Origin of the sequence: Leptolyngbya sp. BL0902 (genome assembly GCF_016403105.1) — a bacterium.
GTDB lineage: Bacteria > Cyanobacteriota > Cyanobacteriia > Phormidesmidales > Phormidesmidaceae > Nodosilinea.
The window spans coordinates 903,042-927,697 of sequence record NZ_CP046155.1; the positions used below are offsets into that span (position 1 = coordinate 903,042).

At 58.8% G+C, this 24,656-nt stretch carries 15 protein-coding genes and 1 tRNA gene; 3 read left to right on the plus strand and 13 right to left on the minus strand.

The features are described from left to right. Positions 1-292: 292 nt before the first annotated feature. The 5 genes from GFS31_RS04175 to GFS31_RS04195 form a co-directional block, all read right to left on the minus strand. Positions 293-1,258, minus strand: a complete 966-nt coding sequence (locus GFS31_RS04175) for a hypothetical protein (RefSeq protein ID WP_198807010.1) — start codon at positions 1,256-1,258, stop codon at positions 293-295. A gap of 235 nt (positions 1,259-1,493) precedes the next feature. After that, positions 1,494-1,895 carry a fasciclin domain-containing protein gene (locus GFS31_RS04180; protein WP_198807011.1) on the minus strand — a complete coding sequence of 134 codons (402 nt, stop codon included), beginning with the start codon at positions 1,893-1,895 and terminating at the stop codon, positions 1,494-1,496. An 80-nt stretch (positions 1,896-1,975) separates the two neighbouring features. After that, positions 1,976-3,271 carry a CO2 hydration protein gene (locus tag GFS31_RS04185; RefSeq protein WP_198807012.1) on the minus strand — a complete coding sequence of 432 codons (1,296 nt, stop codon included), beginning with the start codon at positions 3,269-3,271 and terminating at the stop codon, positions 1,976-1,978. 39 nt (positions 3,272-3,310) lie between these two features. After that, entirely contained in the window at positions 3,311-4,897 is a 1,587-nt protein-coding gene (locus tag GFS31_RS04190; RefSeq protein WP_317135070.1) for an NADH-quinone oxidoreductase subunit M, read from the minus strand. Positions 4,898-5,116: 219 nt separating this feature from the next. Beyond that, positions 5,117-6,985: an NAD(P)H-quinone oxidoreductase subunit F gene (locus GFS31_RS04195; protein ID WP_198807013.1), complete on the minus strand. Its 1,869-nt coding sequence runs from the start codon at positions 6,983-6,985 to the stop codon at positions 5,117-5,119. A 421-nt stretch (positions 6,986-7,406) separates the two neighbouring features. Between GFS31_RS04195 and GFS31_RS04200 the strand changes: the two genes are divergently transcribed. Continuing rightward, positions 7,407-12,416 carry an adenylate/guanylate cyclase domain-containing protein gene (locus GFS31_RS04200; protein WP_198807014.1) on the plus strand — a complete coding sequence of 1,670 codons (5,010 nt, stop codon included), beginning with the start codon at positions 7,407-7,409 and terminating at the stop codon, positions 12,414-12,416. Positions 12,417-12,553: 137 nt separating this feature from the next. Here the strand turns inward: GFS31_RS04200 and GFS31_RS04205 are convergent, their stop codons facing one another. Further along, complete coding sequence (locus GFS31_RS04205) at positions 12,554-13,210, minus strand: L-threonylcarbamoyladenylate synthase (RefSeq protein ID WP_198807015.1); 657 nt, start codon at positions 13,208-13,210, stop codon at positions 12,554-12,556. A 137-nt stretch (positions 13,211-13,347) separates the two neighbouring features. On the opposite strand from GFS31_RS04205, the gene larC reads away from it, so the two are divergent. Next, positions 13,348-14,973: a nickel pincer cofactor biosynthesis protein LarC gene (larC, locus tag GFS31_RS04210; protein WP_198807016.1), complete on the plus strand. Its 1,626-nt coding sequence runs from the start codon at positions 13,348-13,350 to the stop codon at positions 14,971-14,973. A gap of 109 nt (positions 14,974-15,082) precedes the next feature. Here the strand turns inward: larC and sigC are convergent, their stop codons facing one another. Beyond that, positions 15,083-16,477 (minus strand): RNA polymerase sigma factor SigC, encoded by a 1,395-nt coding sequence (gene sigC / locus GFS31_RS04215; RefSeq protein WP_317135071.1) that lies wholly within the window; start codon positions 16,475-16,477, stop codon positions 15,083-15,085. Between the two features lie 364 nt (positions 16,478-16,841). Here sigC and GFS31_RS04220 point away from each other — a divergent pair, with 364 nt between their 5' ends. Next, entirely contained in the window at positions 16,842-17,012 is a 171-nt protein-coding gene (locus GFS31_RS04220) for a PCP reductase family protein (protein ID WP_198807017.1), read from the plus strand. Between the two features lie 13 nt (positions 17,013-17,025). Here the strand turns inward: GFS31_RS04220 and GFS31_RS04225 are convergent, their stop codons facing one another. The 6 genes from GFS31_RS04225 to GFS31_RS04250 form a co-directional block, all read right to left on the minus strand. Beyond that, positions 17,026-18,210, minus strand: coding sequence for a glycosyltransferase family 4 protein (locus GFS31_RS04225; RefSeq protein ID WP_198807018.1), 1,185 nt, complete (start codon positions 18,208-18,210; stop codon positions 17,026-17,028). A gap of 78 nt (positions 18,211-18,288) precedes the next feature. Continuing rightward, positions 18,289-19,239, minus strand: coding sequence for a prolyl aminopeptidase (gene pip / locus GFS31_RS04230; RefSeq protein WP_198807019.1), 951 nt, complete (start codon positions 19,237-19,239; stop codon positions 18,289-18,291). A 412-nt stretch (positions 19,240-19,651) separates the two neighbouring features. Then, positions 19,652-21,289: a peptide chain release factor 3 gene (gene prfC / locus GFS31_RS04235; RefSeq protein WP_198807020.1), complete on the minus strand. Its 1,638-nt coding sequence runs from the start codon at positions 21,287-21,289 to the stop codon at positions 19,652-19,654. 268 nt (positions 21,290-21,557) lie between these two features. Beyond that, complete coding sequence (tgt, locus tag GFS31_RS04240) at positions 21,558-22,694, minus strand: tRNA guanosine(34) transglycosylase Tgt (protein WP_198807021.1); 1,137 nt, start codon at positions 22,692-22,694, stop codon at positions 21,558-21,560. Positions 22,695-23,072: 378 nt separating this feature from the next. Next, positions 23,073-24,245 (minus strand): GNAT family N-acetyltransferase, encoded by a 1,173-nt coding sequence (locus GFS31_RS04245; RefSeq protein ID WP_198807022.1) that lies wholly within the window; start codon positions 24,243-24,245, stop codon positions 23,073-23,075. Between the two features lie 195 nt (positions 24,246-24,440). Further along, positions 24,441-24,514: transfer RNA gene (locus GFS31_RS04250), tRNA-Pro, on the minus strand. Positions 24,515-24,656 lie beyond the last annotated feature (142 nt).

Below are 24,656 nucleotides of genomic sequence, written 5' to 3' on the forward strand. Positions count from 1 at the left end.
TATCAATAGGCTGAAAGCCTTGCCCTGCAAGGCTTTAGGGTATTAAGATCTTTGATTTAATAAAACAGAGTGTTCACATTTAGGTATGTCAATGCTTCGGAAAATAATTTTTGTAACGATGGGCCTTGAACGGCCAAAGTAGCCCAATATCAGGCAATAGGGGAATTGCCTGTAGAGTTAGGTCGCCCAAAAACGTTCTTGGCGCAGAGGGGATGAGTCTCTGCGCCAAGCCATGGATCAACCTGCGGTAACGAAGCGTAACGAGATTTGCGATGGGGTGAGAGTCTTACTCCTAGCGAATCCGCACCGTCAAGGTGTAGCGGTCATTAGTGCCATAGGTGTGGACTCCCACGTAATAAACGCCATCCATGGGCAGTTGAATCGCCACGGATCCTAGGGCCTCCCGCACCATCACGACCCCGGTGGGTGCATACACCGAGAAGTAGGACACATCATCCTCCGCACTCATGTCAATTTCCATGAGTTGCCCCGCCCTAGCCTGGAGTTCGTAGCTGTGGGCTTCGATTTCGGTGATGCTGGTGCTGAAGGTAGCGCGATCACTGCCTCTAGGAAACTGCACCGGGATGGTCTCGAAATTGGTGACTTCTACGGGCACCACATCGCTGGCGGTGGGGCCACCCGTGAGATCGCTGGGCTGGAAGCGCATCACCTCAGATTCGGGAACGTTGCTGGGGGTTGGAGTGGTGCTTGGAGCAGCACTGGCGCTGGCGGTGGTGGAGCGACTGGGGGCGCTTGGAGCGGCGGCGGGGGTGGCAGCAGCGGCTTCGCTACTGGGGAAGCGACTATCCACGGTGGCACAATCTACCGCCTGGAAGGTATTCGTGCCATCGTTGAGGCGGCTACTGCTGACGTCCCAATCCCAAGGATCATCGCCTTTGTTAAGGCCATTCCACATATGCACCGTCAGGGTTTGCCCCTCCAGCACCGCGTTAAAGCTGTTCAAGCCCGGATCCTCTGGGCCACTCACCTCCGCCACAGAAATCATGCCCTCCACGGTTCCCATGGAGTCAACGGTCATTTTCACCACCTCCTGCATGGTTTCTCCGCCCACGGTGACATCTGCTGAGAAGCAGTGAGTACCTGCGCCTAGGGGGGCATCGCTGCTGGCCATGGCGGTGGGGGCGGTAGGCTCTGGGGTGACAGCAGAGGTCGTGGTGGAGGCGGCATCGCCACAGCCCAAGCTAAGCGCCGTGGCAGCGAGGCCAACGACGGCCCAAGGAGAACGGATTCTGATCATGAAAAGCATCAAAGATTAAACAGCATCGAAGCTGTACGGAGAAGCGCGGATCCGACCTGGAATACCCATTTCCTTCAGAAACCACGCTGCCGCACAGTAGGCTCTACACCATGGTAGGAAGGAATTACGGAAAACCTTGCTCAAAGGGCGATAAAAATCCCCCGATCAGTCTGTCCGACTGCCGGGAGAGTGCTGGGGGTAATGGAGCACTGTGGATCGCCTGTCGCTAAAGCCTTTACCCCATCAAAATCACGTTGTCCAGCACATGGATGATGCCGTTGTCGGCCCCAATGTCGGCGGCGAGGACGGTGGCATTTTTCACCTCAAAGCCCTCGGTGCCGTCGATAGGAATCGGTGCGCCCTCCAGGGATTCGACGGTGCCTAGTTTGATCAACTCGTCCTTGGTGTATTTGCCCGCAACCACATGGAACTTGAGGATACGGCCCAACTGGGGCGGATTTTGCACTAGGGTTTGCACGGTGCCGGGGGGCAGCTTGGCAAAGGCGGCATCGTTGGGCGCAAAGACGGTGAAGGGGCCGGGGCTTTGCAGGGCTTCCACCAGTCCGGCGGCTTGAACAGCGGCCACTAGGGTAGAAAACCCTTCGTTGTTCACGGCAATATCGACGATGGTAGGCATAGGTGATGAAGGGGTGATGGGGTGGAGGGGGTGATGGGGTGAAGACCCAGGGCTCTCTAAGAACCCTAAGATCTAGGCCACTAACGATAGTCCTGCCGCTGGATGTCGCGTAGGCGGGCTTCGGGGCGCAGGAAGCGATCCATTTGGGCCTCGAAGAATTTGCGGTTGGCGGCGAGGTGGCGGGGGTTGGGGTCATCCAAAGGATAGAGCAATGCTGTCCGCAGGGCTTGGATCACCGCTGAGGTAACGTTATACATCGACCGCTGGAAGGTGATGCCGAGCTGAATTAGCATATCGTCTTCGCCCCGGCAGTGCTTTTCGTAGTACTCCAGCAGGTAGGGCGGCAGGAAGTGCAGCATATCCTGCATGAGCAATGTGGGCGGAATCCCGGCACTGCCCACGGGGAACACATCGGCGTAGAGGATGCCGTAGTGGAAATCGTTTTGATCCATCGGCACCTGGCCCGCCTGGGCATTGTAGGATTTGGTGCCCCGGAAGGGAGCGGTGCGGTAGAAGACAGCCTCCACGTAGGGCAGGGCTGCTTCATAGAGCCAGGTAAATCCGCAGGATTTGGGAATCAGTTCAAAGCATTCATCGCCAATGTAAACATGGTGGTAAATGGGCCGACCTGCGACGGCAAAAATACCGTTGGTAATGAAATCCATGGCATCGGGTACGCCCTTAAAGCCACCCTCATCAAAGATGTCCGACATTTCAAAAAATACCGGAGCCATCACTTCCCAAAACAAGCCCAGGTTGGAATAGTAGGACAGTTCCCGACATTTTTCGTAGAACATCTCTGGGAACAGCTTGTGCAGCCCCAGCATCACCGGATTGCCCTTGAAATAGGCTTTAATCGCCCGATCACAGGCGGTTTTGTATTCATCGGTATAAAGGTAATCGTTAAACCGTCCGCCCATATCCTGGTGCCACAGCATCGCCGTCATACAGGCTTCGGCAAACTCCATATTTACCCGGTCATGCCAGAGGTGATGGAACAACTTGGGCAGCTTGCGCTTCATTTCGCCCTGTTCCATAAACTCCAGCAGTTCAGGATGGGCGGTGGCTTCCCCTCGCCAAATGCGGAGATCGGCGGTGTTCCCAGCGTAGTGATTATGGAGATCCAAATATTCCTGGGGCAGGAAGTATTTAAAGGCAGGAACCGGGTTCAAAAATACCCGCTCGGCAATGTAGAGCAGATCGCGCCAGTAGAAATCCATCGGCACCGCATAGGCTTTATAGATGCCGATGATTTGCATCAAGTTTTCCGGCGTATCCGGCAGCATCGAACCACCTGCTTCCAGGCGATGAATCACATCGGCGTGGGGATGGGTGGAGGGAGGAATGAGGGTTGGGGTTTCGGTGAGGGTGGGCATAGGTAGGTAGGGAATGGGGAGTGGGGAGCAGGGTGCGTACTACGGGAGGGTAGTGGGGATGGTAGCGACGGGGAAGGGAATGGCCTCGGCGGTAGCCGTATCCGCTGGGGTTAGATCTATCGGTAGTTGTTCGATCACCTCGTCGGCAACGACTTCGGTTAGCACCATCGGTAGGTTGGCGACCATGGCGGTGGCGGTGGGTTCGCCCCATTTCACCAGCCAGTTGGGTTGGATGCCGAGGAAGAGGATCAACCCAGCCAGGACGTAGGCGGGTAGTTTCTCGGAGAAAGTGACTTTGGGGAAGTAGGCGATGGCGTTATCGAGCTTGCCGAAGCAGGTGCGGTTCAGCAAAATCACGAAGTACACCGCCGTTAGGCCTGTGCCCACCACCCCCAGCAGGGTTTGGATGGGGTAGACCGCATAGCTGCCCTGGAAAACTAGAAATTCCGTCACAAAGCCCACCAGGCCGGGGATTCCAGCGCTGGCCATGCCACCGAGGACGAGCAGGGCACTAACCATCGGCAGACCACGCACGGGGTTCATCAGGCCGTTGAGAACATCCAGCTCACGGGTGCCGACTTTGGTTTCAATCACCCCGACCAGGTGGAAGAGGATGGCCAAAATCAACCCGTGGGAGACCATTTGGCTAACGGCTCCGGTGAGGGCCAAGTCCGTCATGGCGGCACCGCCCAGCAGCACGTAGCCCATGTGGCCGATGGAGCTATAGGCCACCATGCGCTTGATGTCCTTTTGGGCGATGGCCGTCACGGCACCATACATCAGGCTCACTGCTGCCCACACCGCCAGGTAGGGAGACAGTTCCGCCCAAGCATCAGGGAACAGCCCCAGGCCGAAGCGAAACAGGCCGTAGGTGCCCAGCTTGGCCAACACGCCCCCCAGCATCATCGCCACCGGGGTACTGGCGGAAACGTAGGTATCGGGCAACCAGGTGTGGAAGGGCACCAGGGGAATTTTGATGCCAAAGGCCACCAGCAGCAGGCTCAGCAGGATAATCTGCCAAGACATCGGTAGGCCATGGCCCATCACCGCCTGGTAGGTGAAATCTTCGGCACCGCTGAGCCACACCACGCCCAGGAATCCCGCCAGCATCAGCGCCCCAGAGAGGGCCGTATAGAGCAGAAACTTGGTGGCGGCGTAGCTTTTTTGGCCCCCGCCCCAGATGGCAATCAGCAGGTACAGGGGCACCAGTTCAATTTCGTAGAGCAGGAAGAACAGCAGCAGGTTATCCGCCAAAAACGCCCCCGCCACCCCGCTACTCACCAGCAGCAGCAGACTATAGAACAACCGAGGCCGCTCGATTTGGGGCGAACTGCTCCAGATGGCAATCCAGGTGATCAGGCTGTTGAGGGCCACCATCAACAACGACAGACCATCGAGGCTGAGTTCGTAGTTCAACCCCAGGAAGGGCAACCAGGGCAAAAATTCGTGGAACTGAAAGCCGCCAAAGGACAGATCAAACTGCGTAAACAGCCACAGCGTCCACAGCAGCGCCGCCCCCGACACCACCAAGGCCCCCTGGCGCGACCGCTGGCTAGACAGCCCCGGCCAGCAGCCAATGGCCACCGCACCAATTAACGGAATGAGCAGAAGAGGAGTGAGCAACATAGCGAAGTAACGGATAGGGATTTGTGATGGAGAAGGTTGGCCCTCACCCCCAGCCCCTCTCCCCAAGGGAGAGGGGAGCCGGAGGAATCAATAACGTTTGACTAAGCCGTACCAATTCCCTTTCAAAGTCCCTCTCCCTCTGGGAGAGGGATTTAGGGTGAGGGCTTCCGGGGATTTAGGGTGAGGGCTCCTAGGACTTTCGGGTAAGCACAACTCGGCCTAAAACAGCGCCGTCAACGATGACCAGCCCAGCAGCACGCCGATGACCGCCACACCCACGGCAATGGTGAGCACATAGAACTGAAGCCGTCCGCTGTTGCCGTATTTCAGGGTTTCGCCACCAAAGAGAGAGGCTAGACCAATGGCGTTGACGAGGCCATCCACCACGTAGCGATCTAGCCAGTCCGTGGCCCGCGAGAGTAGATCAACCCCCAGCACAAAGGTGTTGCGGTAAATCTTGGGGGTATAGAAATCGTAGGCCAGCAGGTTTTGCAGGGGTTTTTTCACCAGCTTGGCGGGGCTTTCCAGCACCCGGTTGACGTAGAGCAATGTGCCCACTGCCGCGCCCAGAATGCTCGACCAGGTGAGCAACAGCGCCATATCTTGGCTGACCTCGGCCCAGTTGGGCAACAGGTTAAACTGCGCCATCACCAGGGGCAAATGCAGGGTAAAGCCCGCCACCAGGGTCATGGGGATCACCATCAGCCAGATGGGTTCCGGGGCGCGGATGGTCATCTGTTGGGTGTTGCCTGCAAAGATGAGGCCCAGCATTCGGGCGAGACTGAAGGCCACCAGCCAGTTCACCATCAGCACAATCGCCACCAGCAGACCCCGTTGTTCCGCCCACAGGCCCGACACCAGGGACAACATCGCCCAGAATCCACCCAAGGGAGGCAGTGCCACCAAGCCAGCCGCCCCCGCCAGCATCGACATCGCCGTCACCGGACGCCGCCCCCACAGGCCGCCCATCTGGGTCAAATCCTGGGTGATGACGCTGAGGATAATCGACCCCGACCCCATCACCAGGGTCGCCATGCCGAGGGCGTAGATCAGGGCCAGCAGCAGGGCCGCGTTGGGCAGGTGGGCACCCACCGCAATGAACATCAGGCCCATGTAGGCACTGCTGAGGTAGGACAGCACCCGCTTAATATCCACCTGGGCGGCGGAAATTAGCGTGGCCCCAATGGCCGTTACGGTGCCCACTGCGATGGCAAAGGCGCTGGCGGTGGAGGACAGGGCAATCACGGGTTCCAGCTTCACCAGAATCCACACCCCGGTTGTGACAACGACCGCATTCCGCAGAATCGTGCTGGGCAGGGGGCCTTCCATGGCCTCATCCAGCCACAGGTGCAGGGGGAATTGGGCGCATTTACTCATGGGGCCAGCAATCAGGCCAATGCCGATCAGCGTCAGCAGCCCCGGTTCAATCCCGGTCGCCGTTTGTGCCCAGGCCGCCAGTTCCCGAAAGTCCCAGGTATGGGCCAGGGGATAGATGGCCAACACCCCCATCAGCAGCACCAGATCGCCCACGCGCTTGGTCAAAAAGGCATCCCGCGCCCCCGTCACCACTAGGGATTGGTTGTACCAAAAGCCCACTAGCAGGTAGGTACCGAGGGTGAGAATCTCCAGCAGCATGTAGGAAAACAGCAGGGAGTTACACAGCACCAGGGCACACAGCCCCGCCTCGAATAGGGCCATCATGGCGAAGAACCGTCCCCAGCCCCAGTCCATTTCTAAATAGCCCACCGCGTAGATTTGGGCCAGCAGGTTGAGGGTGGTAATCAATACACAGGCCCCCAGGGTAATGGCGTCCGCCTCTAAGGGAATGGTTAGATCCAGCCCCGCCACATTCAGCCAGGGGGCAAAGAAAAACTGGGGCGACGACTTGCCCCAAAAGGCCACAAACGCCAGCAGACTGTGGGTTAACGCTAGGGCCGTCATCACAATATTGATATAGCCCGCCGGACGTGGCCCGGTGCGGCGAATCATGGCGGGCGACCAGGGGATGGTCAATAGCGCCCCCATCAGGGGATAGAGCGGGATAAGCCAGCTCGTTTCGGCCAAGAGCGGTGTGAGGATGAGGGTCATAGACGGACTACTCTCTGGCAACAGGACAGCACATGAATATCACCCCCTGGCCCTAGACTAGAACCTAAAGGGATCCTAAAACGAATTGACTGTGTTCAATCGTTTTTTTGTTTCGATAGACTTAAAGCTATCTATCTTGGATAGAGTTTAACCAATGACTGCCCCAAAAAGGAAGGTGCTACTCGATTACTTATGCTTATTCATGCTATTTTCCGTAGTGCGGTTTCCTAAGCTAGGATAAGCTTCAGGTTTGCTCATCAAACCCTTGAAACTGAGTCATCCCGTAGACCAGATGGTGCGCTACAGGAGGCTAGCTGTTGGGGCTGGCCGAAATCAGGGATGAACCATTTTTTAAGGGATATTTCTACACTTACCACGTCCTCCTTATCTATTGGGCCGATTGATCAGGCCCATTTAGCCGATGGCAATACCGGGCTACGAAACCCATCAGGTTTTGCATTGCAGCGATGTATCTATCGTTGAGCGCGGTCTTTGGGATGGGCGACGGGTGGTGGTCAAGCGGTTGAACCGTCCCTATCCTCTGCCCCAGGATTTAGATCGCTATCGCCAGGAACACGATCTTCTGAGCCGCCTGGATAGCGATTGGATCATCAAAAGCTATGCCCTGATGACCGAACACCACACCCTGGCCCTGGTGTTGGAGGACATGGGCGGGGATTCCCTGCGGCAGCACTATCCAGCACAACCCCTCGACCTGGACACCTTTTTGACCCTGGCCCTAGCCATTACCCAAGGGTTGGGGGATCTCCATCGGGCCAACATCATCCACAAGGACATCAACCCGGCCAACATTATTTTTAATCCCCAAACGGGCCAACTGCGCCTGATCGACTTTGGCCTATCGAGCCAAGTGCAGCAGGAGATCACCCTCCTGCAACATCCCAACACGCTAGAGGGCACCCTGGCCTACATTTCGCCGGAGCAAACGGGGCGAGTGAACCGTCTGATTGACTACCGCAGCGATATTTACTCCCTAGGCGTCACCTTCTATGAGCTGTTGACGGGGAGCCTGCCCTTTAACTCAACGGATCCGATGACCCTGGTGCATGGCCACCTGGCCAAGACGCCCCCCAACTTGGCGGATCAACGGCCCGACTTGCCAGCGGCCCTGGTGGCCCTGGTTAGTAAAATGATGGCCAAGGGCGCTGAGGATCGCTATCAGAGCGCCTGGGGCATCCAAGCCGATCTGGAACGGCTCCAGCGGAAAATCCCGGATTTTGCGATTGCCCAGGATGATTACCCGGTGCAGTTTCGCTTGCCCCAGCGGCTGTATGGCCGGGAAGCGGATTTGAAGCGCTTGCTAGCCGGGTTTGAGGCCATGCGCCAGGGGGGGCACGGGCCGTTTGTGCTGGTGACGGGCTACGCGGGCATTGGCAAGTCTGCCCTGGTAGGGGAGCTGCATCGCCCTGTAACCGAGGCCCAGGGGTATTTTGCAGCGGGGAAGTTTGAGCAGTTTCAGCGGGTAACGCCCTACTCGGCGTGGATTAAGGCGTTGGGGGAACTGCTGCGGCAGGTGTTGGCCGAAAGCACAGAGCGGCTGGATCACCTGCGGGCCCAGCTTCTCGACGCCTTGGGCCACAATGGGCAGGTTTTGATTGAGGTGATTCCTGACCTAGGGCTGATCCTAGGGCCACAGCCTCCAGTGCCCACCCTGGCCCCCGCCGAGGCCCAAAACCGTTTTGAGAATCTGTTTCAGCGGTTTGTGCGGGTCTTTGCCCAGCCCGATCATCCTCTAGTGTTGTTTTTGGACGATTGGCAATGGGCCGATAGTGCCAGTCTGCGGCTGTTGCGCCTGGTGTTGGGAGATTCGCAGTGTCAATCTCTGCTGCTGATTGGATCCTATCGCAGCAACGAGGTTGGCCCCACCCATCCCCTGATGCGCCTGCTGACCACCCTGGCCCAAGAGGGGCTGGTGCCCACCACTCTGGATCTGCAACCGCTGGGCCTGGGCCACATTCGCCAACTGTTGCAGGATGCCCTTGCCAGCGATGGGCCTACGGTGCAGCCCCTAGCCGAACTGGTGCTGGCCAAAACCAACGGCAATCCCTTCTTTGTCAACGAGTTCATCAAAACCCTGGCCACCGATGGGCTGCTTCAGTTTGACCCCAGCCAACGGGGCTGGCGGTGGGATTTGGCCCAAATTCAGGCCCAAGACATCACAGACAACGTCGTGGTGCTGATGACCGACAAGCTGAAAAAGCTGTCGGCGGCGGTGCAGTACTTGCTTTCCATCGCCGCCTGTATTGGGACGACCTTCGAGGTGGAAACCCTCAGCCTCGTGGCCGATCAAGATCGGGAGGTGGTGCAAGTCGAACTCAGCCAAGCCACCCAAGCCGGGTTGATTTTGACCACAAAGCAGAGCCAGGAACTGCGTTTTCTCCATGATCGGGTGCAGCAGGCGGCCTACGAACTGGTGAGCCCCGACGAAAAGGCCGCGCTTCATTTACGCATCGGCCAACAGGGGCGAGGGCAGCTCACCAACCACCCAGAAAAGCTGTTTGATGTGGTGGATCACCTCAACCTAGGTCGGTCGCAGTTGCCAGAGTCGGAACATCTGGACGTGGCCGAACTGAACCTGGAGGCCGGACGACGGGCCAAACAAGCCACCGCCTACCGTGCCGCCGCCCAGTACCTAGAGGCGGGCATTCGCCTCTGCCCAGCGTGTGACACTCCGGCGGAACTGCGCTTTGCTCTCCACCGCGAGCAGGCTGAGGTGCAATACCTGCTGGGCGAACTGGCGGCATCCCAACAGGCCATCGACGAACTGCTGCGCCAGGAATTGTCCCCCCTTCAGCGGGCCGATGTGTTCAATGTGCTGATCGTCCAAAACACCATCCAGACCAACTATCAGCAGGCCCTCGCCGCTGGTCAAGAGGCGCTGGCCGCCCTAGGCATTACCCTACCGCTGACGGATTTGGATCAGGCCTTTGCGGAGGAGTACGCCAAGCTGCAAGCCGCCCTGGGGGATCGGCCCCTGGCCTCCCTAGAGCACCTGCCCGCCATGACCAACGCTGAGCAGCGGTTTGCGGTGGAGCTGCTGTCTAACCTGGGGTCTGCGGCCTATCGCTATGACCGCAAAATTTGGCAGATCATCGTGGTTATGTCCATTAACCTGTTTTTGCGCCACGGTAACGGGCCCCAGTCCTGCTACGGCTACTCCAACTATGGCACCCTGCTGGGGTCGGTGCTGGGGGACTATCCGGCGGGCTACGAGTCGGCCCTGGTGTCCCTGGGGCTGGCGGAGCGCTATGGCAACCGCACCCAGGTTTCGCGGGCCTGCTTTATTCTCAGCAACTTTGTGCAGTCTTGGGTGCGCCCCGTGGCGGAGGCCGACGCCATCAACCAGGCCGGGGTGGATGCGGGCCTGGAAACAGGGGAGTTTCAGTACGTGGGCTATACCCTCAGCTACCGCATCTCCAACCTGTTTTTTCAAAGTCGCCCCCTGGCTGAGGTTTTGACTGCCTTGCAAGAAGCGATGGCCTTTTGTCGGCAGGTGAACAACCAGTGGGCCATCGACGCCCTGCTGGGCTACCAGATCACCCTGGCCCAGCTCCAGCCCGACAGCGCTGCCGACGCCTTACCCACCGCCACGGACTATATCGAAACCTGCCGCCGCCACAACAGCCTCAGCGGATTGTGTCGCTACCACATTTTGCAGGGGCTAGTGCAATACCTCGACCACCAATTCGCCGCCGCCCTTGACCACCTCGACCAGGCTGCTCCGCTGCTGGACTTTATTCTGGGGGTGGTGTCCGTGGCGGAATACCACTTCTACACGGCCCTGGTCTTAGCGGCCCTGCCCCCCACCGCTGACCACCAGCAGCGCCTAGACCAGCACCGCACCTGGCTTCATGACCGGGCCAAAACCTGCGTCGCCAACTTCCTGCAAAAGGCCCAGCTCATCGACGCTGAGTGCGCCCACATCAACCAGCAGCCCTGGGAAGCCATCCATCACTACGATGCCGCCATTGCCAGCGCTGTAGCCCACGGGTTTCTTGCCGACGAAGCCATCGCCTGCGAACGGGCCGCTCGCTTTTGGCTGAGCCACCACAAGCCCACCCTGGCCCAACCCTACCTGCGCCAAGCCCACTACGCCTTTACCCGCTGGGGAGCCACCCACAAGGTGCAGCACCTAGAGCAGGAGTTTCCCGAATTGGCAGGCGTCCGTTCGGAATCTACCCACCGCACCCTAGCCAGCCAAGGGAGCGGCAGCCGCCTAGGCGAAACCCTGGATCTATCCAGCTTGCTGAAGGCGTCCCAAGCCATTTCTAGCCAAATTGTGCTGGGAACCCTCACCCGTGACCTGATGGATATTTTGGTGGAAAATGCTGGGGCGCAGCTGGGCTATCTGCTGCTGCAAGGGGAGGATCAACTCACGGTGCAAGCCTATAGCGGCCCCGAAGATCGCCCGATTGCCACCGAGGCCAACGACCCCACCCAGCTACCGCTTTCCCTGTTGAATTACGTGCGGCGAACGCAAACCCCTGTTCTTTTGGCCGATGCCGTCAATGGCGGTGACTTTACCCAAGATCCCTACCTACGCGCACAGAAACCGCAATCGGTGTTGTGTGTGCCCCTGCTGCACCAAGGGGATTTTATCGGGCTGGTGTATTTTGAACATCACCTTACCACCAACGCCTTTACCCTCAAACAACTCGAAATTATTAATGTATTGTCTTCCCAAGCCGCAATTTCAATTCAAAATGCCCAGCTTTATAACACCCTAGAACAAAAAGTAGCCCAACGCACCGAAGCCCTGGCGGCTGAACGGGCGAAATCAGAACGGCTCCTGCGAAATATTTTGCCCGCATCCATTGTGGAACGGCTCAAGGAAAACGAGCGAGACATTGCTGACAGGTTTGATGAAGTGACGGTGATGTTCTGCGATATTGTGCAGTTTACCTCCCTTTCCAGCCAGATTCCACCGTCCCGACTGGTGCAATTTCTCAACCAAGTTTTCTCAGAATTTGATCATCTGTGTGAAGTGCATCAGCTCGAAAAAATCAAGACCATTGGCGATGCCTACGTGGCCGTGGGTGGTTTGCCAGGGAGTGCTACGAACCATGTAGAAGCGATAGCCAATATGGCCCTAGATATGCTGAAAATCATCCAATCCGTTAGCCTACCTATTGCCGAGTTATCTCACCAATCTCCCAACCTTCGCATTGGCATTCACGTGGGGCCAGTGGTGGCCGGGGTGATTGGCAAGCGCAAATTTGCCTACGATTTGTGGGGTGATACCGTCAACGTCGCCAGCCGCATGGAATCCCATGGAGAAGCCGGAAAGATCCAGGTCACGGAGGCCATTTATCGCAAACTTGCCCACCATTACCGCTTTGAACGCCGCGCCCCCATTGAGGTCAAGGGCAAGGGCAAAATGACCACCTACTGGCTGCTGGGTCATCCCTAGCGCTGGGCCTCGCTCTCAAGGTGACAAGGCTTCCAATGCGGGGCTGGGCCAAGCTTTGAGCGCATGGGAGTGAGGAAGACCCTAGGCCCCAATCGAGGTCGCAGGCTGCGCCAGAGCGATGAATGGGCGGATGGCATCTACTCCGACATCTGGGCACCCCAGTCGAGGGCGGCTTCCCAGCCCTGACCTTGGCGCAGAATGGTGGGTTCATCGCCGATGACGTCGATAATGGTAGAGACGTCGTAGGTCATGGGCTCGTCATCTTCGATCATGATGTCTACCAGCTTTTCAAGGGCATCGAACACTTCGGCTTTGTCGATGAGGCGGGGCTTGGTGGTGGGGTGGGGCACCACGCTGAGGGCCGAGGTGGAAATAATCGGATGCCCCAGCGCTTCGATCAGGTCTAGGCAAATGGGGCTATTGGGCACCCGAATGCCTGTGGTGCGGCGTTTTGGATCCATCACGAGCTTGGGTACCAGCTTGGTGGCGGGCAGCAAGAAGGTAAACGGCCCCGGAATCAGGCGGCGGATGATGCGGTAGGCGCTGTCGTTGACGATGGCGTAGTCGGTAATGTTGGACAGCGACGAGCAGAGAAAGGTGAGAGGTTTGTCATTAGAGATCTGCTTGATCTGGCGCACCCGCTGCACCGCGCCTCGATGGTTGAGGTCGCAGCCGATGGCGTAGACTGTGTCTGTAGGGTAGAGCGCAATCGCCCCTTGGCGGAGGGCCTCGGCGATGGACTGCACCTTTCGAGCCTGGGGGGTTTCGGGATGGAGTCGATAGTGCGTTGCCATGGGGTTGCGTCCTCAAGTATCCCGAACCGTGCCGATTAAAGGGGCATACCACCGACCGATCTTGTCCTACGACAAATCAAGGTCATCCTGTGGCTCTCCTATTGTGGAAGAATTCTGGCATAGCTCAGCCGATTTGTATGAAAACGATAGCCTACCTCGACTGCCCATCCGGCATTTCTGGCGATATGTGTTTGGGGGCCGTCCTGGATGCTGGAGTGCCCCTCGACTACTTGCAAACTCAGCTCCACCGTTTGGGGCTAGAGGATGAGTTTCAGCTATCGGCAACCTCTGTTTTGCGGCAGGGGCTGCGTGCCCTCAAGGCCAAGGTGGAACTGACCGAGCCAGCCTTTGCCGCTGAGCCGGATCCTTGGGACACCGACCCAGAGTCCGAATCAGCCCCCGATTCGGCCCACGGACATTCGGCCCACGGACATTCGGCCCACGGACATCCTGGCCATCGGCGTCACGGCCCCAGGCACTCGGATCATCGCCCTGGATCGCGTCATCGCCACCAGGGCCGCGCCGATAGCCACAGCCACAGCCACGTTCATACCGATGGCCACAGCACCGTTTCAAGTTCGGCCCACAGCACCACTCGCATCATCCACAATGGCGAGGTGCAAGTGCATCACCACCATGCCTATCGCCACAGCCACAGCCCCGATCCTGCGGAGGCCCATCATCCCCCCGATAACTACGCTGAGCCGAGCCCCGATCCTTCCCATTCCCACGCCCCCGGCACCCGCCATCTCCCAGAAATTGAAGCCCTGATTACCCAGGCTGGGCTACCGGATCGGGCTTGTCGCTGGAGTTTGGCGGTGTTTCGGCAACTGGCCGAGGCCGAGGCGGCGGTGCATGGCATTGCCGTTGACCAGGTTCACTTCCATGAGGTGGGGGCCACCGACGCCCTGGTAGACATTGTGGGCACCTGTCTGGGGCTAGATTATTTGGGCATTGACGCGCTGTTTTGTTCGGCGCTGCCCACGGGCCAAGGTCGGGTAAAAGCGGCCCATGGCTGGCTTCCGGTGCCTGCTCCGGCGGTGCTGAAGCTGATGGAAATGCGAAACATCCCCCTCTACAGCAACGGTATCCAGGGCGAGTTGGTGACGCCCACCGGAGCGGCCCTCGTCGCGGCCCTGGCCCAAGGATTTGGCGATCCTCCGGCCATGACGCTGCAACGGCTGGGATTGGGGGCAGGCCAGAAAGACTTTCCCCAGGCCAACATTCTGCGGCTGTGGGTGGGCACCGACTCGGCAACAGGTTCAGCAAGCGAGACATCACCCCAGACCGAAACCATCGCTGTGCTAGAAACCCAGGTGGATGACATGGTGCCCCAAACCATGGGCTATCTCTATGATCGGCTGTTTGAGGCGGGAGCTTTGGACGTGTTTTCCCAGCCCATCGCTATGAAAAAATCGCGCCCTGGGCTGTTGATTACGGTGCTATGCCTCCCCGAGGCCGAGGCCCGCTGCACGGAGGTGCTGTTTGCCGAAACACCCACCCTAGGCATTCGCCACCGCCACCAAGCCCGCACCATTCTGCGGCGCGAGTTCCACCGCCTAGAAACCCCCTACGGCCCGGTGTCGATGAAGGTGGCCTACCACCCCCAAACCCAGGCGGTACTGAATGTTCACCCCGAATACGAGGACTGCGCGGCCCTGGCCCGTCAGCATGATGTTCCCTGGCAGGTGGTTTACCACACGGCCCTGGGGCTGTGGTATCAGACGCCCCCCTCAACGGCGACCCAGCCCGCCTCCGAATGAGCCGTACCGGGTAGCATGGGCGCATCGGATAGCCAGCCCCTATTTGGGGGCTTACTGCTGGAGAATCGGGGGTATCGAAGGTGGATTCGGTCGCCTGTGGAGGCCAACCTTAGCCGAGGGTTTCGAGGTAGTCGCGGATGCGGTTGCGGCGTTTGGGCTGACGCAGCTTTTGCAACGCCTTGGACTCAATCTGGCGCACCCGTTCCCTCGACAGTTCTAGGGCACGGCCAATTTCTGCCAGGGAGTAGGGGGTGCCGTCTGTGAGGCCAAAGCGCATGGTAATGACGTCTTGCTCGCGGGTGGTGAGGTCGGCCATGAGCTGTTTCAGGTCTCGGCGCAGGGATTCGCGAATCAGAATATCCTCCGGCGAAAGACCCTCGGTTTCTAGCAGGTCGCCCAGTTCTGTGTCGCGGTCTTTGCCCACTTTGGTTTCAAGGGACACCGAGCGCGGCACCCGCAGCAGCACCTCCCGCACCTGTGGCCCGGTCATATCCAGCTCCTTGGCGATGTCGTCCACCGTGGGAGTGCGGCCCTTTTCTTGGGCCAGTTTGCGCTGGGCCTTTTTAATTTTGTTGAGTTTTTCGGTGATGTGAACCGGGAGGCGGATGGTGCGGCTTTGGGTGGCAATGGCGCGGGTGATGCCTTGGCGAATCCACCAGTAGGCGTAGGTGCTGAAGCGATAGCCCTTGGTGGGGTCAAACTTTTCCACCGCCCGCTCTAGGCCCAGGGTGCCTTCCTGGATGAGATCCAGCAGTTCCAGCCCCCGGTTTTGGTATTTCTTGGCCACCGAAACCACCAGGCGCAGGTTGGCCTTAATCATGTGTTCCTTGGCCCGAATGCCCTCGGCAATCACCTGCTCCAGTTCGGGCACTGTCAGGTGGCTGAGATCGGCCCAGGCCCGTTTTCCTGCGGCCAACGTCGGCTTCAGTTCGGCGATGGGCACTTGGGCTTCCGTGGCCCAGCGCTCTAGGGAAGGTCGATAGCCCAACTGCGACGACAGCCGATCCCGTGTGCGCAGCAGGGTATGGTAGGTGCTGAGGATGCCGCCGTCGGCCTGGGCTGTTTCGTCAAGGGTTTGCAAGAGCTGCATATAGCTCTGAACGCACTGGGCTTCGGAGACCTCCTCATCCTTGGCCAGCAGTTTCACCCGACCAATTTCCTGGAGATAGAGCCGGACGAGATCCGTTGTGTGTCGGTTCTTCAGCAGCGCCGCCGCCTCGGCTTCAAGTACGTCGCTGTCCACGGCATCCGGCTCTAGGGCATCGACATCAGCGATGGTCAGGGTTGAAGGATCCATATCAGGGGCCTCAAGGTCTAGGGCATCATCGGTTGCGTCGTCATCATCTGTGCCATGGGGGGATCTCAGCCCAGCCGCATCGGGGGTGGATGGGGAGGCAGAGCCAGAATAGACCCCTCGAACATGGCCCCAGGCCAAGGACAAACCCAACGGATCGCTGGCCCGCAGGGCGTCGTCGTCTTGGCTATTGTGCGGTGTGAATACCATGACACTCTCGAATAACGCGTACACATAGGCCATCAGTTGGCGATGTTGTTAGTGTTCCCCCCTGGCTAAGGTTTAGAAACAGTGTTAAGCAATCCAGTCACAAAGTAGAGGGGCTAGGCCCGCCTGGGGTTGATCTCCCTTCCGTCGCCGCTCCCTGAGTGGCTGCCGGGTGAATTTACTGACACTGTAATCTACGCTAAGGTTGCCGCCGATTCCTGATCAAACGTTACGCCTTTGTCAAAACCTCATCATGAGGTTGCCTGTCCCGCGTAGGATAGGAACATCGCCCGCCTTCAGGGATCGGCGGCCATGGCTTGCCGTTGTTCCTGTGGCTTGCCGTTGTCTCCGTGATGGTCATTCGCCCATGTCAGACCTACCCGCTTGGACGCCTGCCGCCCAGGCCAAACTCAAAAATATCCCCTTCTTTGTGCGGGCTCAGGCTCGCAAACGCATTGAAGATGTGGCCCGCGAACAGGAAGCCGAGGCCATCACCGCCGATATTGTGGAGCAGGTGCGGCTAGAATTTGGCCAGTAGCCCCTGCCCAGACCTATCCCTCCACCCCCAAGGTACGGTAAAAGTCCAGCAATTGCTGGGCCAGGGCGGTGTTGGTGTAGTGGGTCATGGCTTGGCCATAGGCCCGTTCGGCCAGGGTTTGGCGCTGGCTGGGGTTATCGAGCAGCAGGCGCAGGCGGGCGGCGAGGGCCGCAGAATTGGCGGCGGGGAAACTCAAGCCAGCCTCCTCGACCACATGGGGGGCGGTGCCACCGTCTGAGCCGATAATGGGGACAGCACAGGCCATAGCGGACAGCAAGAGATGGATCGATGGCTCTGGCCAGTCGGTGGTTGGGCAGGATGGGCCGTTGTGGGTCAAGTGGGTGGGCAATACAAGGGCATCCATCAGATTGAGGTATCGCGACACCTCGCGGTGGGGAACACTCTCAACCCAGCGCACTCGGTCGGCAATGCCTGCGGCCTGGAGGTGGTGGGGCAGCGTATCTTTGAGGTCTCCTCGGCCCAGCAGCAACCATACCCAAGGTTGGGGATGATCTCTCAGGGTAGCCAGTGCCTTACAGAGGGTGAGCACCCCCTTTTCCGCGATGAATTGCCCCACAAAGCCCACCACAAAAGTACCCTCCGCAATAGGGATCTGGCGAGCGAGGTCAGGCTGAGCCTGGGGAAAAAAGCAGGTCTCATCCACCCCCACCTGGGGCATGATGCGGCATGGCCCCCGGTAGCCACGCTGGCAAAGGGCCTCCACTCCCTTGGGTCGCCCGGCTACCAGCCCGTGGGTGTGGCGCAGGTTGTAGGACTCTAGCCAGGAGACCGGAGACTGGAAATTGTCTTGGGCGGAGGGCCAGCCCGCAAACAAGACATTCTTGGCCTTCAAGTCGAGCAGGCGGTTGAGGGTGATGGTCTGGGCATAGGCGAGGGACTTAGCCCCCTCCTCCACCTGAATCACCTGGGGCTGAAATTCTCGCAGCAGCGTTACCAGGTCGGGGCCAAACCCCAGCAACCCCTGGTTATTTTGGCTAAAGTTGCCCAAGGGAATCAGCCGAAAGTTGCCGTCATCCCAAGCCTGGGACTCAATCAGGCGATATTGGGGATTGCCCACACTCCAGCGGCGGGGCACCCCCACGGCCACCTCCAGGTTGGGATCAAGGTGGGCCAAGGCTCGCAGTTTTCCGCAGTTGAGATTAACAATATAGGTATGACTCAGCACCAGCACGCGCATGGCAAAAACCGTCCGGCGGCGGCAGGGAGGGACTTATCCCTAGGGTGCCCAAGTTTGGCCCAGGGCTAGCAGGGTGAGCTAGGGACGGTGGGCAAAGGTGTCGGTGGCGGTGATGAGAGCATCGACAATGCCGGGTTCTAGGGCAGAGTGGCCCGCCTCTGGCACTAGCACAAATTCTGCCTCTGGCCATGCCCGGTGAAGTTCCCAGGCCGTTATCGCTGGACACACCACGTCGTAACGCCCCTGCACAATAACGCCTGGAATGTGGCGAAGGCGGTCTACGTTGCTCAAAAGCTGATCGTCCTGCTCAAAAAAGCCCCGATTGACAAAATAGTGGCACTCAATCCGAGCAAACGCCAGGGCAAACTCGTCGGCCCCAAAGCGGCTCATCAGGGCGGCGTCCTGGATTAGCATACTGGTGCTGGCTTCCCAAATCGACCAGGCGCGGGCTGCTTCTAGGCGAAGGTTGGCGTCCTCGTGGGTCAAACGTCGGTAGTAGGCGGCTAACAGGTCGTCCCGCTCGTTTTCTGGAATGGGCGCGAGGTAATGCTCCCAGGCGTCGGGATATAAAAAGCTGGCTCCCGCTTGGTAAAACCAGCGAATCTCCTTCTGGCGCAGGGTAAAAATGCCGCGCAGAATGAGCCCACAGCAGCGGTCGGGATGGGTTTCGGCGTAGGCCAGGGCCAGGGTGCTGCCCCAACTGCCCCCAAACACCGTCCATTGGTCAATCCCTAGGGCTTTGCGAATAGCCTCGATATCGCTGACCAAGGCCCAAGTCGTGTTCTCCTCCAGCTCGGCATGGGGAGTACTTTGGCCACAGCCTCGCTGGTCGAACAGGATCATCCGCCACTGCTGGGGGTCAAAAAACTGGCGATAAGTTGGGTTGGTGCCGCCCCCTGGCCCACCGTGCAAAAAAATGACGGGCTTGCCCTGGGGGTTGCCCGCCTCTTCAATGTAGAGGTTGTGGAGGGGAGAGACCTGAAGCCGAAAGGTGTTGTAGGGGTCGATAGGGGGATAGAGGGTACGCATGATTGCCAAGAAGAAGAACCCAGTCCTCTGCCCATACCCCTCTGAGGAAGGATGGGGAAACGGAGGGAGTGAGGGTATTCTATCGCTGGTTGCGATGCTCGAAAATGCAGAGCGGCTGGTTTTTATCCCCAGGAATTATTGACGGTTCCTGGGGCTGCTCTTTACCACGCGCCACTCTCCCGTTTGCGGATCCCGCAGGGAAATAAAGGGGTTTGCCTTCAACGGCTTATTGCAGGGGCTGGCCATGGGAAGTACCCTCCTACACTTTTTCCCATGGTATGAAATGTAACCCCTGGCGTTGGTGACATACCAGGGGTGTTAGTCGTGATTGTGATCACGCTGGTGGGTGATTTAGATCAGGTCAATGGTGGGTGTCGTAGATCAGGTCAATGTCCCAGCAACGGTGAAAGCCCTACAGGCTGGCGGGTTCCTTGCCGGAGGACACGGGGGCGATGGTGCTGAGCTTGAGTTCGGGGTGATCGCCTGCAATTTGCTGACAGTTCCACTCGTTGCGGAACAGCAGCACCGGACGTTCCCAGCTATCCTTCACTACCACGGTATTGAACAGGCGTCCGGCCTTTTCCAGGGCTTCCCAGCCGCCTTCTACCCAGCGGGCTACGGAGTAGGGCAGCAGTTCCAGGGTGGTATCGACGTTGTACTCGTTTTTCATGCGGAACTGCACCACCTCAAACTGAAGCTGGCCCACCGCCGCCAGGATTGGATCTCGCTTAGATTCGTCGGCGGAGAACATGATTTGCACCGCCCCCTCTTCCCGCAGTTCCATCACGCCCTTTTGAAACTGCTTGTATTTGGAGGGGTTGGGGTTTTTCAGGTAGGCGAAAATTTCCGGCGAAAAGCAGGGGATGCCTTCGTACTCTAGGCGCTGGCCCTGGTAAATGGTGTCGCCAATGGCAAAGACGCCGGGGTTATTCAGGCCAATCACATCGCCGGGATAGGCTTCTTCCAAGGATTCTCGCCCCTGGGCAAACAGCTTTTGGGGGTGAGATAGGCGCACGGTTTTGCCAGATCGGGCGTGGTTGACCACCATGTCCTTCTCAAACTTGCCGGAACAGACCCGCACAAAGGCGATCCGGTCGCGGTGTTTGGGATCCATATTGGCCTGGAGTTTGAACACAAAGCCGGAAAATTCCTCGTGGGTGGGGGGCACTTCGCCGATGGTGCTGTCGCGGGGGGAGGGGGGGAGAGCGTAGTCCAAAAAGGCGTCTAAAAAGAGCTGAACGCCAAAGTTGGTCATGGCGCTGCCGAAGAAGACCGGGGTCATTTGTCCGGCGTGGACGGCCTCCAAATCTAGCTCCGGCCCCAGTTCTTCAATCACTTCCAGTTCTTCCTTGAACTGGTCATACAAATCCTGCCCTAGGAGGTCTTCTAGGCGCGGATCACCCAGCTCAATCACCGTGTCCTTGGCGGCGCGGCTACCGTGGGCGGTGCGCTCAAACAGGTGAATTTGGCGAGTGCGACGGTCGAACACGCCCTTAAACCGTTCTCCCATGCCAATGGGCCAGTTGACGGCGTAGGTCTGCAAATCCAGCCGCTGCTCAATTTCGTCCAGCAGTTCCAATGGCTCACGGGCGGGCCGATCCATCTTGTTGAAGAAGGTGAAAATCGGCAGCGACCGCATCCGGCACACCTCAAACAACTTCAGGGTTTGGGGCTCCAGACCCTTGGCCGCATCCTCCAGCATCACCGCATTGTCCGCCGCCGCCAGGGTGCGGTAGGTGTCTTCGCTAAAGTCTTGGTGGCCGGGGGTATCCAGCAAATTGATGGTGTAGCCGCCGTAGGCAAACTGCAACACCGTGGAGGTAATGGAAATCCCCCGCTGTTGCTCCAGTTCCATCCAGTCCGACGTAGCGCTGCGCTGGGCCCGTTTGGCCTTCACCGCCCCCGCCTCTTGGATCGCACCCCCGTACAGCAGCAGCTTTTCCGTCAGCGTGGTTTTCCCGGCGTCGGGGTGGGAAATGATGGCAAAATTGCGCCGTTGCTCCACGGCTTTGGCAATTTCAGAGGCAGGAAGAGCAGCGGCTTGGGTCATGGAACAGGTGGCCTGGTAACAGGAAATGAAGACAAAACATTCAGGTGGAACCGCTATCTTAGCGGTCTGATGAGCGGCTTGATCGACCAGCCAAGGACGGACTCGGCCTCACAGGTTTCAATCCGTTGCAAGAATCGATGCGCAAATCGGGGATTGACCGATCATCGCCGTTCTACCCATTGTAATAAGGTAGGTTCCTGTTTTGCCCTGTCCTACGCGCTGTCCCATGCGGTGGCGCAAGCTCCTTGCCTTTGGCCCTGGGCACCCTCTAAGCGGATGATTCCGCTCCCGTGGTCGGATTGGGGGTCAACCAGGGGGCGAATTCTTCGGCGAAGCGATCCGCCAGAATGGCCTCCCGAATCCGCTGGGTGAAGCGGATCAGTTCTGTAATGTTGTGGATGGAAATGAGCGTAAACGCCAGCATTTCCTTGGCGTGGATCAGGTGGCAGAGGTAGGCGCGGGTGAAGGTTTGGCAGGTGTAGCAGGGGCAGGTGGCATCGAGGGGGGTGTAGTCGCGGCGGAATCGTTGGTTTTTCAAGTTCCAGCGTTCGCCATCCACCAGGGCCGCACCGTGGCGGGCGAGGCGGGTGGGAATCACGCAGTCGAACAAATCCACCCCGGCGGCGATGGCCTGGGCCATTTCGCGGTAGGTGCCTACCCCCATCAGGTAGCGGGGTTTGTTCTGCGGCAGGCAGGGCGCGGTGGCCTGGACGATGGTTTCAATCAGTTCCGGCGGTTCCCCCACGCTGACGCCGCCAATGGCATAGCCCGGTAGATCCAGTTCCGCCAATTCCAGGGCCGCCTGCCGCCGCAGATCGGGATAGACACCCCCCTGCACAATGCCAAACAGGGCTTGATCAGGCCGCTGATGGGCGACGATGCACCGCTTCAGCCAGCGTCCGGTGCGCTCCGTAGCGGCCTGCACCGCCTCCCGACTGCACGGGTAGGGGGGGCATTCATCAAAGGCCATGATCACATCGGCCCCCAGGGTGTTTTGGATCTCGATGGAGGTTTCGGGCCGCAGGTGAATGGTGCGGCCATCCTTAGGGGATTTAAAGGTGACGCCGTCCTCGGTGATGGTGCGAATTTGGCTGAGGCTGAAGACCTGGAACCCGCCAGAATCCGTCAGCATGGGGCCGCTCCAGCCCATGAAGCGGTGTAGCCCTCCGGCCTCGGCTACGATATCCTCCCCCGGTTGCAGGTGCAGGTGGTAGGTGTTGGACAGCACCATCTGCGCCCCGGTGGTGGCCAGTTGGTCGGGGGTAACGGTCTTCACGTTGGCCAGGGTGCCCACGGGCATAAACCGAGGCGTTTGCACCGGGCCGTGGGGGGTATGGAAGGTGCCCGCCCTGGCGTGGGTGTGGCTACAGTTTGCTTCGCAGTGGTAGGAAAAATGGGAGGACAAAGAAACCACCTCAGGCCAAGGATCAGCCGCAAAAAATCAAAACAGGGTTGGCAGGATAGCCCTCAGTCTTTGAACCCTCACCCCCAGCCCCTCTCCCAACTTGGGAGAGGGGAGCCGGAAGATTTCTCAAAGTCCTTCTCCCTTGGGGAGAGGGATTTAGGGTGAGGGCCAAATCAGATTGGGTTGGCCCTCACCCCCAGCCCCTCTCCCTCCTGGGAGAGGGGGGCCGGAAAGTTCTTCAAAGTCCCTCTCCCAGCTTGGGAGAGGGATTTAGGGTGAGGGCCAGCAAGGACTTGGTAATCTACGGAATTTGCCAAAGCGATCTTCGATAGGCAAAACCGGGGTTCAATCATACTACGGATTTCCCCTGGTTCTGCCCTAGCGTCCTTTGAGAGGGAGGTCGGCGTTGATGGCGTCCATTTCTCGTTGTTCTAGGGCGTTCACTTCTTGGATGTAGCGCACCAGCAGGGCTTGGAGGCGGGGTTCGTAGAAGCGGTGCAGGCTGTGGTTGGGCGTGGCCGGAAATCCGCGTCGTTTTTTGTGGCGTCCGCCCGCACCGGGGTCAAACATTTGGATGCCGTTGGCAATGCCCCACTCGATGGGCGCATAGTAGCAGGCGTTGAAATGGAGGTTGTTGAGTTCCACCTTGGATCCCCAGTAGCGACCGTAGAGACGATCTCCCTTGGTCAGGCAAAAGGACATCCCCACGGGGTCGTCGTCATCGTCGCTAAAGGCCGCAAACAGCACCATGCGGTGACGGTAATCGTGATGGATCAGGTTAAAAAACTTGCGGGTGAGATACTTGCTGCCCCACCAGCCAAACTTGTCGCAGGTGTCGGCGTAGTAGTCGTACATGCGGTTGCAGAGGGCGTGGGTGATGGCGTCTCCGGTGATGGCCTCCATCCGCAGGCCCGCCGTGGTCACGGATTTGCGCTCTCGCTTGATGTTGCGCCGCTGGTTGGCATTGAAGATATCCAAATAATCGTCAAAGCTTTGAAAGCCTTGGTTTTGCCAGACATAGCTGTGGTGCAGCCATTGGGAAAAGCCCAAGTTGGCCATCCGCTCCCGCCATTCTGGATCCACGTACAGAAAGTGACAGCCGGAAATATCGTTGCGGACGCAAAAGCCGTCGATGGCCTCCACCATGGCCCGCGTGACCATCGCCTCATCCTCCTCCGGGGCGATCAAAAAACGGTAGCCCTCCGCCGGGGTGAAGGGCGACATCCCCAGCAGTTTGGGGTAGTAGTTCACCCCCAGCCGATCCGCCAAGTCGGCCCACTGATGGTCAAACACAAACTCGCCGTAGCTGTGGCCCTTGAGGTACATGGGCGCGGCCCCCACCAGGGTTTTGCCCCGCCACAGCGTGAGGTGACAGGGTTGCCATCCGGCATTGGCCACTGCACTGCCCGACCGCTCCATATGGTGCAGCCAAGTCCATTCTAAAAACGGTGTGGCCAGGGGCAGCGCCAAGCGATCCCACTCCGCCTGGGGCACTTCCTCAATCTGTCGCACCCAGGTGGCCGTGAGTTGGGGCGTGGGGGGATAGCTCATGGTCGGCAATCACGGAACGCGCTGACTTCCCTGACACAGTAACGAATTCGGCCAGAGAAGACAAGGACGCCTCCCGCTAGCCGTCGCCAACTCGCGCCCCCGCCAAGTGGCGAGGTTTCGCCAACTCCAAGCTTCACCATTGCCGGGAAACCACAAAAACAACAAAACCCCGCCAAGTGGCGAGGTTTCGATTAATCGGAGCGGCGGGATTTGAACCCACGACCCCCACTACCCCAAAGTGGTGCGCTACCAAGCTGCGCTACGCCCCGAATTTCCGCGCATCAGTTGCGCTCAACTAGAATAACACAGCTCTTGGTCACAAATATCGACCTGCTAAAAAATCTCTGTCGAAAAACCTCCGCCTAAAAATCTCGGTACTTCATCTACCCCCAGCGCGTTAAGGACGTTGTC